General features: G+C 70.3%; 13 protein-coding genes. 9 read left to right on the forward strand and 4 right to left on the reverse strand.

Annotation, left to right across the window (positions count from 1 at the left end):
* Nucleotides 1-53: 53 nt before the first annotated feature.
* Complete coding sequence (locus tag ACJASC_RS00560) at nucleotides 54-818, forward strand: sulfite exporter TauE/SafE family protein (RefSeq protein ID WP_415143042.1); 765 nt, start codon at nucleotides 54-56, stop codon at nucleotides 816-818.
* 17 nt (nucleotides 819-835) lie between these two features.
* Here ACJASC_RS00560 and truB read toward each other — a convergent pair whose 3' ends face one another.
* Genes truB through rbfA form a run of 3 tightly spaced genes read right to left on the reverse strand, consistent with a single transcriptional unit; the run spans nucleotide 836 to nucleotide 2,985 of the window.
* Nucleotides 836-1,741, reverse strand: coding sequence for a tRNA pseudouridine(55) synthase TruB (gene truB / locus ACJASC_RS00565; RefSeq protein ID WP_415142663.1), 906 nt, complete (start codon nucleotides 1,739-1,741; stop codon nucleotides 836-838).
* 33 nt (nucleotides 1,742-1,774) lie between these two features.
* Nucleotides 1,775-2,539: a phosphodiester glycosidase family protein gene (locus tag ACJASC_RS00570; RefSeq protein ID WP_415142665.1), complete on the reverse strand. Its 765-nt coding sequence runs from the start codon at nucleotides 2,537-2,539 to the stop codon at nucleotides 1,775-1,777.
* On the reverse strand, nucleotides 2,536-2,985 hold the full coding sequence (gene rbfA / locus ACJASC_RS00575) for a 30S ribosome-binding factor RbfA (RefSeq protein WP_021692322.1): 450 nt from the start codon (nucleotides 2,983-2,985) through the stop codon (nucleotides 2,536-2,538). Before rbfA ends, ACJASC_RS00570 begins: the two co-directional genes overlap by 4 nt.
* An 85-nt stretch (nucleotides 2,986-3,070) precedes the next feature.
* Here rbfA and dapB point away from each other — a divergent pair, with 85 nt between their 5' ends.
* Nucleotides 3,071-3,889 carry a 4-hydroxy-tetrahydrodipicolinate reductase gene (gene dapB, locus ACJASC_RS00580; RefSeq protein WP_021692321.1) on the forward strand — a complete coding sequence of 273 codons (819 nt, stop codon included), beginning with the start codon at nucleotides 3,071-3,073 and terminating at the stop codon, nucleotides 3,887-3,889.
* 4 nt (nucleotides 3,890-3,893) lie between these two features.
* On the opposite strand, the gene ACJASC_RS00585 is transcribed toward dapB, so the two are convergent.
* Nucleotides 3,894-4,085: a DUF1674 domain-containing protein gene (locus ACJASC_RS00585; RefSeq protein WP_021692320.1), complete on the reverse strand. Its 192-nt coding sequence runs from the start codon at nucleotides 4,083-4,085 to the stop codon at nucleotides 3,894-3,896.
* An 83-nt stretch (nucleotides 4,086-4,168) separates the two neighbouring features.
* Here ACJASC_RS00585 and ACJASC_RS00590 point away from each other — a divergent pair, with 83 nt between their 5' ends.
* The 7 genes from ACJASC_RS00590 (at nucleotide 4,169) to ACJASC_RS00620 (ending at nucleotide 12,534) form a co-directional block, all read left to right on the forward strand.
* A complete protein-coding gene (locus tag ACJASC_RS00590) occupies nucleotides 4,169-5,482 on the forward strand; it encodes an RsmB/NOP family class I SAM-dependent RNA methyltransferase (RefSeq protein WP_415142668.1) in 1,314 nt (437 codons plus the stop codon).
* Between the two features lie 63 nt (nucleotides 5,483-5,545).
* Entirely contained in the window at nucleotides 5,546-7,252 is a 1,707-nt protein-coding gene (locus tag ACJASC_RS00595; RefSeq protein ID WP_415142670.1) for a heparinase II/III family protein, read from the forward strand.
* 32 nt (nucleotides 7,253-7,284) lie between these two features.
* Entirely contained in the window at nucleotides 7,285-8,871 is a 1,587-nt protein-coding gene (purH, locus tag ACJASC_RS00600; RefSeq protein ID WP_415142672.1) for a bifunctional phosphoribosylaminoimidazolecarboxamide formyltransferase/IMP cyclohydrolase, read from the forward strand.
* A 10-nt stretch (nucleotides 8,872-8,881) separates the two neighbouring features.
* The gene (gene lspA / locus ACJASC_RS00605; RefSeq protein ID WP_415142674.1) at nucleotides 8,882-9,406 is read left to right on the forward strand and encodes a signal peptidase II; all 525 of its coding nucleotides are present in this window, start codon (nucleotides 8,882-8,884) and stop codon (nucleotides 9,404-9,406) included.
* A 56-nt stretch (nucleotides 9,407-9,462) separates the two neighbouring features.
* The gene (locus tag ACJASC_RS00610) at nucleotides 9,463-9,699 is read left to right on the forward strand and encodes a DUF3035 domain-containing protein (RefSeq protein ID WP_415142676.1); all 237 of its coding nucleotides are present in this window, start codon (nucleotides 9,463-9,465) and stop codon (nucleotides 9,697-9,699) included.
* Between the two features lie 85 nt (nucleotides 9,700-9,784).
* Nucleotides 9,785-11,179, forward strand: coding sequence for a M16 family metallopeptidase (locus ACJASC_RS00615; RefSeq protein WP_415142678.1), 1,395 nt, complete (start codon nucleotides 9,785-9,787; stop codon nucleotides 11,177-11,179).
* Nucleotides 11,176-12,534, forward strand: coding sequence for a M16 family metallopeptidase (locus ACJASC_RS00620; RefSeq protein WP_415142680.1), 1,359 nt, complete (start codon nucleotides 11,176-11,178; stop codon nucleotides 12,532-12,534). The genes ACJASC_RS00615 and ACJASC_RS00620 overlap by 4 nt, the downstream gene beginning before the upstream one ends.
* Nucleotides 12,535-12,575: the final 41 nt, after the last annotated feature.

Below are 12,575 nucleotides of genomic sequence, written 5' to 3' on the forward strand. Positions count from 1 at the left end.
CGGGGCCCCGCTTTCCGGCCACCACTGCGGCGACCGAAAAATCCGTGAGCCGCATGTATCCCTTTGCCGATTTGATGCCGCCGCAGCTTGTGCTGCTGTCCGTTCTCGTGGGCTTCGGGGCGGGTATCGTAAAGGGGATGGTCGGCTTTGCCATGCCGATGATCATGATCTCGGCGATGTCGCTGTTCCTGCCGCCAGAGCTGGCGCTGGCGGCGCTGATCGCACCGACGCTGGTGACCAATGGCATGCAGGCGCTGCGACAAGGCGGCGCGGCGGCGCTCTCCACGGTGAAGCGGTTTCGCGTCTACCTGATCGTCGGCGGGCTGATGCTAGCGCTCAGCGCGCAGCTGGTGCGGGTGCTCTCGACCGAGGCGCTCTTCCTGCTGATCGGCGCGCCGGTCTCGGCCTTCGCCATCCTGCAGCTCTCGGGCTGGAAGCCGAAGGTGCCGGAGAAGACCAACGCGCTCGAGGCGCTGATCGGCGGCTTTTCGGGCTTCGTCGGCGGGGTCTCGGGTGTCTGGGGGCCGCCGACGGTGGCCTATCTCACCGCGATCGACACGCCCAAGGGCGATTCGATCCGGGTGCAGGGAGTGATCTACGGCCTCGGCGCGCTGGCGCTGTCGGGCGCGCATCTGCAATCGGGCGTGCTCAACGCCGCGACGCTGCCGTTCTCGCTCTTCATGATCGTCCCGGCGGTGGCGGGCATGATGCTCGGCGGGCTGGCGCATGACCGGATCGACCAGCAGGCGTTCCGCCGCGTGACGCTGGCGGTGCTGCTGGTCGCCGGGCTCAACCTCGTGCGGCGCGCGGTGTTCTAGGTTTTGCTGCGCGGCCGTCAGACGACGAAGACGCGGGAGGGATGCAGCTCCGGCCCCATGACCCGGCCCACCGCCACGGCGTGGCCCTCATGCGCGGCCCATGCCTCCTCGCCGTAATCGAGGCCCGAGGCGATCACCGGGGCGGGGTTGCCGTTGCGCAGCCGCGTGGCCGATTCGGCCGAGCAGGTGACGCGCGGCAGATCGGCCAGGCCATCCTCGAGCGGCCGCAGGAACCGGTCGAGCGTCTCGGATTTGGCTTCGGCCTCGATCTGATCGAGCGTCACCCCTTCGGCGGCGGTGAACGGGCCCGACCACACCCGGCGCAGCTCGCGCACATGGCCCAGACAGCCGAGCTTCTCGCCCAGATCGCGGGCGATGGAGCGCACGTAGCCGCCCTTGCCGCAGACCATCTCGAGCACGGCGTGGTCGGCGTCGGGGCGGTCCATCAGGATCAGGCTCTCGACCCAGAGCGGGCGGGCGGCCAGTTCCAACTCTTCGCCCGCGCGCGCGCGGGCATAGGCGCGCTGGCCATCGACCTTGACCGCCGAGAAGGCGGGCGGGACCTGCTCGATGTCGCCGACAAAGCCGTGCAGCGCCTCCTTGATTTCGGCATCCGCGGGGCGGGCCTCCGCGCGGGCGATGACCTCGCCCTCGGCGTCGTCGGTGTTGGTCGCGGCCCCGAAGGTCACGGTGAACTCGTAGGCCTTCAGCGCGTCGGTGATGAAGGGCACCGTCTTGGTCGCCTCGCCCAGCGCCACGGCAAGCACGCCGGTGGCGTCGGGGTCGAGCGTGCCGGCGTGGCCCGCCTTCTTGGCGTCGAAGGCCCATTTGACCTTGTTGACCACGGCCGTGGAGGTCAGGCCCGCGGGCTTATCCACCACGAGCCAGCCCGAGATGTCGCGTCCCTTGCGCTTGCGTGCCATGTCGCCCCCGTTGATCCCGTAAGGTCGCGGGGCCTAGCCGCCGGGGCGCGCCTCGTCAACGGGCGACAGCACGCCGACGATCGGCCCCATTGCAAAGCCGAAGTCCGAGCGATTCAGCTCCGGCGCATGCAAGCGGCTGACATTGCCGTCGAAATAGAGCGCTTGCGGCAGGCCGAGGTGGTCGCGGAAAAACGAGCCGAACTCGTGAAATGTCACCGGCTGATTGGCAATGACGAAAACCGCGCGGTCACCCGCATCGGTCGTGCCGACGCCGTTGCGGATGTTGCGCGAGGTGCTGTCGGGCAAAAAACGCGGGTGCAATTCGCCGTCGATCACCAGCATCGGGCCGGACTGCGTGGCATAGCGGCACTCGGGCGCCTCGCGCTCGTAGCGCAGCGTCTCGATCGCGCGCGCGCTGTCCTCGCCGATGCAGAACACGCCGTTGGGCAGCATGCCGAAATTGCCGGGGCCGGCATTGGTGACGAGGCGCATCACCTCGTCGCCGTTTTCGAGATATTGCCCCACGGGGCGGCGGTCGGGATGGTACATGCCCGCATTCATCGCGAAGACCAGCTCGGCTCCGTCCGCCTCGCGGTCGATCGCCTGAAAGCTGCCATAGAGCCCGCCCTGTGCATCGGTCAGGAACAGCCGCAGGTCGTCGCCGGCGGGGTCGACCTCGCAGGCGGTGTAGGACAGCCCTTCGTAATCGATATCCTCGCAGGTCGCGGCCTGGGACGACGCGGGCAGGGCGTAGGCCGCGCCGAGGCCGAGCGCGGCCAAAGCGAGGTGCCTGATCATCCCGCGTCCCCCTCCGCGCCGTCCGGCCCGGCATCGTCCGGGGCGATGTCGTCGGCTTCGACGTCGCGGCGGACCTTTTCGTCCGACAGCAGACGGCGTGTTTCGTCCATCCGGTCGAAGGTGCGGTCGATCTCGAACTTGAGGTCCGGCGCGTGCTTGAGCTTCATGTTGCGGGCCAGCAGGAAGCGGATCTCGGGCTTGGCGCGGCGCAGCGCGGCCAGCATCGTCTCTTCGTCGCCACCGCCCAAGGGCAGCACGAAGCAGGTGGCGCGTTTGAGATCGGGCGTGGCCCGGACCTCGCCCACGGTGATCGACATGCCCGACAGTTCGGGCTCGTGCAGGTCGCCACGGGTCAGCAGCTCGGACAGGCTGCGGCGGATCAGTTCGCCCACCCGCAGCTGACGCTGCGACGGGCCACGGGGCTCGGAGGAACGGGTTTTGCTCATGCGGCTTCATCTAGTCTCCGGGGCCGGTCTTGCCAAGCGGGCGCGGCTCGCGCGAGGAAGGGGCAGCATTCGAAAGGACTAGGGCATGACCGAGACAGCACCGGGGATCGTGATCATGGGGGCGGCGGGCCGGATGGGGCAGATGCTCGTGCGGGCCGTCTGCGACAGCGGTCGCGCGCGGCTCGCCGGTGCGGTGGTGCGGGCGGGCCACGAGTGGGTCGGTCAGGATGTCGGCCATGCGATGGGCGGCCCCGCCATGGGCGTCGCGGTGAGCGACGACCCGCTCGAGGCGATGGCGCGCGCGCAGGCGGTGATCGACTTCACCACGCCCGAGACGACGCTGGAGACCGCGCATCTCGCGGCGCAGGCGCGGGCTGTGCATGTCATCGGCACCACCGGCTTCGACGCGGCCCAGATCGAGCGGCTGATCCCTGCCTCGCGTCATTCGGTGCAGGTGCGCGCGGGCAACATGAGCCTCGGGGTGAACCTGCTCACCGGGCTGACCAAGATGGTCGCCGCCGCCCTCGACGACGGCTGGGACATCGAGGTGGTCGAGGCGCATCACAACCGCAAGGCCGACGCCCCCTCGGGCACTGCGCTGATGCTGGGCGAGGCCGCCGCCGAGGGGCGCGGCGTGACGCTGCCCGAGATCGCGGACCGGGGCCGCGACGGCATCACCGGGCCGCGCATCCGGGGTCATATCGGCTTTTCGGCGATTCGCGGCGGCGACATCGTGGGCGAACACGACGTGATCTTCGCGGGAAAGGGCGAACGGATCGTGATCCGCCACATGGCGACCGACCGGATGATCTTCGCGCGCGGCGCGCTTCAGGCCGCGCTGTGGGGGCAGGGGCGGTCGCCCGGCGCCTACGACATGGTCGACGTGCTGGGCCTCGCGCGCTGAGACCCTAGAAGTCGATGGCGAGGCCCTGTTTTTCCCAATCGCCGTAGCGCACCGGCTCGGGACCGTCGCGGCCGCCAAGCTCGGTCGGCAATTTCGCAGCCTCGTCCAGCGCCGCTCGCCGGGCGCGCGCCTCATCGAGGGCGCGCTTCGCGGCCTCGGGCATGTCGGGGGACATCTGGGGGGTCTTGTCGGCCATGGCGTCTCTCCTGAGGCGGCGCTTGTGCGGCGGATGCTCGGGATATACGTGCTGATCCGTCTCCAACAACCCCCGGACCCGCCATGACACAGGACCGCGCCACGGCCCCAGACGACGGCATCGCCGCGCGCCGCGCCGCGCTGCACCTCATCGAGCAGGCGACGGGGGGCCAGCGGCTCATGTCCGAAACCATCGCGGCGGGCGCGCTCGAACGCCTGTCGCCGCCCGACCGGGCCCGCGCCCAGCGCCTCGCGACACAGGTCCTGCGGCAACTGCCGACGGCGGACCGGGCGCTCAAGCCGTTTCTCACCAAGCAGCCGCCGCTCGCGGTGCGCAATGCCCTGCGGCTCGGCGCGGTCGAGATCATGGAGGGGGCGGCGGCGCATGGTGTGGTCAACGCCATGGTGCAGATCATGTCCAAGGGCAAACGCACCCAGAGCTACAAGGGCCTCGTCAACGCGGTGCTGCGCAAGCTCGCCGAGCAGCCACCCGAGGCCTGGGCCAGAATGCCGGTCCCCAAGCTGCCAAACTGGCTGCGCGGCCCGATGGTCGAGGCCTGGGGCCGCAAGTCGGTCGAGGCGATGGAGGCGGTGCAGGCCATGATACCGCCGCTCGATCTCACGCCCAAGGGCGACGGCGCGGCGCTGGCCGAGGCGCTGGGCGGCGATCTGCTGCCCTCGGGGTCGGTGCGGCTGCGCGAGGCGGGGCAGGTCTCGGCGTTGCCCGGCTATGACACGGGCGAGTGGTGGGTGCAGGACGCCGCCGCCGCCATCGCCGCACGGGTGCTCGATGCGCGCCCCGGCGAGCGGGTGCTCGACCTGTGCGCCGCGCCGGGTGGCAAGACGATGCAGCTGGCGGCCGCGGGCGCGCAGGTCACGGCGCTCGACCTGTCGGAGACGCGGCTCGGGCGGCTGCGCGAGAACCTCGCGCGCACCGGGCTTGCGGCTGAGGTCGTGCAAGCCGACGCGCTGGAGTTCGACGCGTCGGAGGCGGAGGGCGGTTTCGACGCGATCCTGCTCGACGCGCCCTGTTCGGCCACCGGCACGATCCGCCGCCACCCCGACCTGCCATACGCCAAGGACGGCTCGGAGTTCGGCGCGCTGATCGAGCTTCAGGCCGAGATGATCGACCACGCGCTGACGCTCCTGAAGCCCGGCGGTCGGCTGGTGTTCTGCACCTGCTCGCTTCTGCCCGACGAGGGCGAGGTGCAAGTCGAGGAGGCGCTGGCCCGGCACGAAGGGCTGACCAACGATCTGAAGGCGCTGGCCCGGCCCGGCATCGAGCCCGACTGGATCGGCCCCGAAGGGCTGCGCCTGCGGCCCGACTTCTGGGCCGAACGCGGCGGCATGGACGGCTTTTTCATCGCTTGCCTGCGGCCCGACGCGCGAGACGGGTGACATGCGTCCGCGCCCGGCCCTAGCATGGCGGCGCGTGGTAGGGGGGAGAGGCCGGTGGCGGTCATGCAGCGGCGATGGGGGATCGAGCGGCTTCGCTGGCGCGCGGACATGCGCGCGCCCGTGCCCGCGGCGCTGGCCCGCCCGGCAGCGCCCGAGGGCTTCGGCGATCCCGCGCGCGGCCGCGACCTCCTCGCCGGGCGGCATCTCAGGGCCGGGCAGCAGGTCGAGGGCCGGGGCCGCACGATCTGGTCGCTCGGGCCCGAGGCCGATCCCGAAACCGCCACGCAGCACCGTTTCGGCTGGCTCGACGACCTCGCGGCGCTGGGCGGGGCCGCGTCTCGCGACCTCGCCTGGGTCTGGCTCATGGACTGGATCGGGCGTTACGGCGACGGGCGCGGGCCGGGCTGGTCGCCTGAGGCCGTCGCGGAACGGCTGACGCGCTGGCTCTCCAACAGCGCGTGGGTGTGCCAGAGCCCGTCGCCGCAGGCCGACGAGGCGGCGTTCCTGCGCAGCCTGTCGATGCAATCGCGCTGGCTGGCGCGACATTGGCACAGGGCGGGGGACGAGGCGGGGCGCATCGCGGCGCTCGCGGCGCTGTTGCAGGTCGAGACGGCGCTCTTCGGGGCGCCGCGTCATGCGGCGCGCCGGGCGGCGGCATTGGGGCAGGCGGCGGCCTCGGCCATCGGACCTGGCGGTGATGTCGCCTCGCGCGATCCCGAGGCGCTGCTCGAGCTGTTCTGCGCACTTGCCGCCGCCGCCGTGATCCTCGGGCAGGCCACCGCCCCCGCCCAACGCGACGCGATGGCGCGCGCGGCCCGGACCTTGCGGGCGCTGCGCCATGCCGATGGCGGGCTGGCGCGGTTTCACGGCGGCGGGCGGGGGGCCGAAGGGCGGCTGGAGCGGGCGCTCGCTGAGGCGGGCGAGGCGGCGGGCCCATCGCCCTTCGATCTGCGCATGGGGTTCGCGCGGCTCGCCAGCGCGCGCACCACCGTTCTGCTCGACGCGGCACCGCCGCCGCGCGGCCCGGATGCGGCGCGCGCCCATGCCTCGACCCTCGCCTTCGAGATGACCTGCGGCCGCCGTCCGCTCATCGTCAGCTGCGGCTCGGGCACGCATCACGGCCCTGACTGGCGCCGCGCCGGCCGCGCCACGCCGTCGCATTCGACGCTCTGCCTCGATGGGCATTCCTCGGCCCGGCTCGGCAGGGGGGCGGGCGGGAGCGAACCGCTGGTCGACGGGCCGCGCGAGGTGCTGGCGCATCGGGCCGATTCCGACGGGTTGCAGCGGATCGAGGCCGGCCATGACGCATGGCGCGCGGCTTTCGGCCTGACGCATGACCGCAGGCTGGGCCTAGACCGGGGCGGCCTGACGCTGGTGGGCGAGGATCTTTTGACCACGCTCGGCCCAGCCGATGAACGCGCCTTCGATGCCGCGAGCCATGCCGGCCGCGATCCGGGGGTCGCCTTCACCATCCGGTTTCACTTGCACCCCGATGTGGAGCCCGATCTCGACGCGCAGGGCGCGGTGGCGCTCTTGCGGCTGCGCTCGGGCGAGGTCTGGCGGCTGGCGCATGACGGCGGCGCGCGGCTGTCGCTGGCGCCTTCGGTCTATCTCGAAAAGAGCCGTCCCCGGCCGGTGCCGACGCAACAGGTGGTTTTATCCGGCCGCGCGATGGCCTATGCGACCCTCGTCCGCTGGTCGCTCGTGAGATCGGGCGACGCGGCGCTGGCCCCGCGCGACCTGTGGCGCGGAGAAGGCGATCCGGCGTGAGGCCGGCGGACCAGGATCAGGAAGGACGACCCATGACCTCGCTTGCCCCGCTGCGCCGCGCGCTGCTCTCCGTTTCCGACAAGTCCGGCCTCGTGGACCTCGCCCGCGCGCTCGACGCCCGCGGCGTGGAACTGCTTTCCACCGGCGGCTCTGCCAAGGCGCTGCGCGACGCGGGCCTGCCGGTGCGCGACGTGGCCGAGGTCACCGGCTTTCCCGAGATGATGGACGGCCGCGTCAAGACGCTGCACCCGCGCGTGCATGGCGGCCTGCTCGCGGTGCGCTCGGATGAGGCGCATGTCGCGGCGATGGACGAGCACGGCATCCCGGCGATCGACCTGCTGGTGGTCAACCTCTACCCGTTCGAGGAGACCGTGGCGAAGGGCGGCGATTACGACAGCTGCATCGAGAACATCGACATCGGCGGCCCGGCGATGATCCGCGCCGCCGCCAAGAACCACGCCGATGTCTGCGTGGTCACCGATATCGAGGATTACGAGGCACTGCTGTCGGAGTTGGAAAGCAACGACGGCCAGACCGATCTGGCCTTCCGCAAGCGGCTCGCCCAGACGGCCTATGCCCGCACCGCCGCCTATGATGCGGCCGTCTCGACCTGGATGGCCTCGGCCATCGGCGAGACGACGCCGCGCCGCCGCGCCTTTGCGGGCACCCTCGTCCAGACCCTGCGCTATGGCGAAAACCCGCACCAGCAGGCCGCCTTCTATACCGACGGCTCGATGCGCCCCGGCGTCGCCACCGCGCGGCAGATCCAGGGCAAGGAGCTGAGCTACAACAACATCAACGATACCGACGCGGCCTATGAACTGGTGGCCGAGTTCGGCGGCGATGCGCCAGCCTGCGCGATCATCAAACACGCCAACCCCTGCGGCGTCGCGACCGGCGGCTCGCTCAAGGAGGCCTATGCGCGGGCCTTCGATTGCGACCGCACCTCGGCCTTCGGCGGCATCGTGGCGCTGAACCGCCCCCTCGACAGCGCGACCGCGACCGAGATCGCCAAGATATTCACCGAGGTCGTGATCGCGCCGGGCGCCGATGACGACGCCCGCGCCATCTTTGCCGCCAAAAAGAACCTGCGGCTTCTGGTGACCGAGGCGCTGCCCGATCCGCGCAGCCCGCGCCTCACCTACCGGCAGGTTGCGGGCGGCTTGCTGGTGCAGGACCATGATTCGGGTTTCAAGGGCCGCGACGACCTCAAGGTCGTGACCGAGCGCGCGCCTTCGGCGCAGGAGATCGAGGACCTGATGTTCGCCTGGACCGTGGCGCGTCACGTGAAGTCGAACGCCATCGTCTATGCCAAGGACGGCCAGACCGTGGGCGTCGGCGCGGGCCAGATGAGCCGCCTTGATTCGGCACTGATCGCCGCCGCGAAAGCGGGCCGCATGGGCGAGGCACTGGGGCTGTCGGAAAATCCGGCCAAGGGATCCGTCGTCGCCTCGGACGCCTTCTTCCCCTTCGCCGACGGGCTGATGGAGGCGGCGGGCGCGGGCGTCACGGCGGTGATCCAGCCCGGTGGCTCGATGCGCGACGACGAGGTGATCGCGGCGGCCAACGAGGCGGGTCTGGCAATGGTGCTGACCGGCATGCGTCACTTCCGGCATTGAGGGGCGCGCGGTGCGACTGACCCTCTGGACCGGCTTTTGGGTGTTTCTCGCCGATCAGGCGACGAAATATCTCGTGGTGCACGCGCTCGGGCTGATGGAGCGGCTCCAGATCACGGTGATCCCCGGCATCCTCGACTTCCGCATGGCGTGGAACCGAGGCGTCAACTTCGGGCTCTTTGCGAACTTCGACATGCGCTGGGTGCTGGTGGCGCTGGCGCTCGCCATCTCGGCGGCGGTGCTTGTGTGGATCGCCCGTGACGGCGGCGGCCGCATGGCGCGGATCTCGGCGGGTTTTCTGGTGGGCGGCGCTCTGGGCAACGTGATCGACCGGGTGCTCTATGGCGCCGTGGCGGATTTTCTCAACGTCAGCTGCTGCGGGATCGAGAACCCTTATGCCTTCAACATCGCCGACATTGCGATCTTTCTGGGGGCGGTGGGGCTGGTGCTGTTCGGCGGCGACAAGCCGCAGCCAGACGGGCGGCCCGGCCCGGGCGGGCCGGGACCCCGTCGCAAGCGTGGCGCAAAGAGCCCGTGACCCGGCGCATGAGCTGCGATAGTCAGGGTCTCGGACGAGACGGACGGGGACGACACATGCGACTGGCACTGGCCGCGGGGCTGACCGCGCTGATACTCGCGGGCTGCGGCCGTGGCGATGGCCCGGCGGGCCCCGATCCCGCCCTCGTGGTGCCCCAGCAGCCGCTTGATATCCCCGCGCGGCTCGATCTGCCGCAACCTGCGCCGGGGGCGGCGAACCGCGCCGATCCCGACCCGGCCGAGGTGGCCCTGCGCCGCCGCTCGGCCGGAACGGCGCTGCAACCGCCCTTTTGATCGCTCGCGGCGGCTCACGAAGCCGTGGCGGCGCTTGCGGCGGCGGCGCGGCACCGTAGGTTGGGCGCAGCGAAGGAGGCACTTCATGCTGCGCAAACTGGCCCAAGCCGCCCCCGTCATCCTTGCCCTGCCGGTGTTCACCCTGCCGGTGCTGGCCCCGCCCGCATCCGCGCAGGAGGCCGCAGCGGCGGTCGTTCCGGGCGATGCGGTGACGACCTATACCCTCGACAACGGTCTCGAGGTGGTGGTGATCGAGGATCACCGCGCCCCGGTGGTGACTCAGATGCTGTGGTACCGTGTCGGGTCCGCCGATGAACCGGAGGGCGCCTCAGGTGTCGCGCATTTCCTCGAACACCTGCTGTTCAAGGCGACCGACGATCTCGAAGCGGGCGAATTCTCGGCCACGGTCGCGGCAAATGGCGGCTCGGACAACGCCTTCACCTCGACCGACTACACCGCTTATTTCCAGCGCGTCGCCGCCGACCGCCTGCCGCTCATGATGGAGATGGAAGCCGAGCGGATGAACGACCTCGCGCTTACCGACGAGGACATCGAGACCGAGCGGCAAGTGATCGTCGAGGAGCGCAACCAGCGCACCGAGAGCAATCCCGGTGCCCTTGCGCGCGAGCAGATGGTTGCGGCGCAATACATCAACCACCCTTACGGGCGCCCGGTGATCGGCTGGATGCATGAGATCGAAGGGCTGGGCCGCGACGACGTGCGCGATTTCTACGAGACCTACTATTCGCCCAACAACGCGATCCTCGTGGTCGCGGGCGACGTGATCCCCGATGAGGTTCTGGCATTGGCCGAGGAGCATTACGGCCCGATCCCGGCCGAACCTGACCTGCCCGGACGGGTCCGCCCACAAGAGCCGCCGCAGCGCGCGGCACGGCAACTCGTCTATGCCGACGAACGGGTGTCGCAGCCCTATGTCACCCGCAGCTATCTCGCGCCCGAACGCGATTCGGACGATCAGGAGACGGCGGCGGCGCTGACCTATCTTGCCGAGATCCTCGGTGGCTCGTCCTTCACCTCTGTGCTGGGCGAGGAACTGGTGTTCGAACGCGAGATCGCGCTACATGCCGGCGCGGGCTATCACGGCATGTCGCTCGACGACGCGACCTTCTCGCTGTCGGTGGTGCCCCGCCCCGGCGTATCGCTCGACGAGGCCGAGGCGGCGCTCGACGAGGTAGTGACGGGCTTTCTCGACACCGGCCCGACGCCTGAGCAGATGGCGCGCATCCGCACCCAGCTCCGCGCCTCCGAAATCTATGCCCGCGATTCGGTCGAAGGGCTGGCGCGGCGCTACGGTGCGGCGCTGAGCCAGGGGTTGACGGTGGAGGATGTGGGCGATTGGCCCGAGATCCTGCAATCCGTCACCGCCGAGGCGGTGCTCGACGCCGCCCGCGCCGTGTTCGACCCCGACCAGAGCGTGACCCTGCACGTCGTGTCCAGCCGCGAGGAGGAGCCCAAATGATCCGCATCCTGACACTGGCCCTCGCCTTCGGTGCCGGTCTCGCCGGTCTGGCCCATGCCGAGATCGAGATCGAGGAGGTGACTTCGCCGGGCGGCATCGACGCCTGGCTGGTCGAGGACCACACCATCCCCTTCACGGCGCTCGAGCTGCGCTTCGAAGGGGGCACCGGGCTCGACGATTCCGACCGGCTTGGCGCGGTGAACCTGATGACCGGTCTTCTCGAAGAAGGAGCGGCCGAGATGGACGCCCGCGCCTTCCAGGCCGCACGGGAGGATCTCGCGGCGAGCTTTTCCTTCGATGTCGGCACCGACACGCTCTCGGTCTCGGCGCGGATGCTGACCGAGAACCGCGACGCGGCGGTGGATCTTCTGCGCGCCGCGTTGGTCGAGCCGCGCTTTGACCCGGTGGCGATCGAACGGGTGCGCGGACAGGTGCAGTCGATCCTCGCGCAGGACGCGCAGGACCCGCGCCGCCTCGCCAGTCGTGCCTTCTACGAGGCCGCCTTCGGCGATCATCCCTATGGCCGCCCCGACAGCGGCACACCCGAAAGCGTGGCGGCCCTGACCCGCGACGATCTCCTTGCGGCGCACAAGGCGGCGCTGACGCGCGACCGCGTGCATGTGGGTGCGGTGGGCGACATCACGCCCGAAGAGCTGGGCGCGCTCATCGACGAGCTGCTGGGCGAGCTGCCCGAAAGCGGCCCCGAGCTTCCGGGCCATATCGAGTTTGGCCTGTCGGGCGGCATCGAGGTGATCGATTATCCGACGCCGCAATCCACCGCGCTGTTCGGCCAGCCCGGTCTCGAACGCGACGATCCGGCCTTCTTCACGGCCTATGTGCTCAACCACATCCTCGGCGGCGGCGGCTTCGAAAGCCGGTTGATGACCGAGGTGCGCGAGAAGCGCGGTCTCACCTATGGCGTCAGCACCGATCTGGTGCCGCTGGAGAACACCGAGTTCTGGATCGGCTCATTGGCCTCGGCCAATGACCGCATGGCGCAGGCGATCGAGGTGGTCCGCGACCAATGGGCGCGCATCGCCTCGCAAGGCGTGACGCAGCAGGAGTTGGACGCCGCCAAGACCTACCTGACCGGGGAATATCCGCTGCGCTTCGACGGCAACGGGCCGATCGCCGACATCCTCGTCGGAATGCAGGTGACCGGCCTGCCCAAGAGCTACGTCACCGAACGCAACGCCTTCATCGAGGCGGTGACGCTCGACGAGGTGAACCGCGTTGCCGCCGAGCTGGTGGACCCCGGCGCCCTGCATTTCGTGGTGGTGGGCCGGCCTGAGGGATTGGAGACCGAGGCGGGCCCCGAGATCACCCTGCCGGAGGTGGTCCTGCCCGCCCGGTGAGGCCTCGCGCCGCCTTCGCAGGACATGCTAGTCTCTCATCC

The organism is Limimaricola cinnabarinus (assembly GCF_047631075.1).
In the GTDB taxonomy this organism is placed as follows: domain Bacteria; phylum Pseudomonadota; class Alphaproteobacteria; order Rhodobacterales; family Rhodobacteraceae; genus Limimaricola; species Limimaricola cinnabarinus.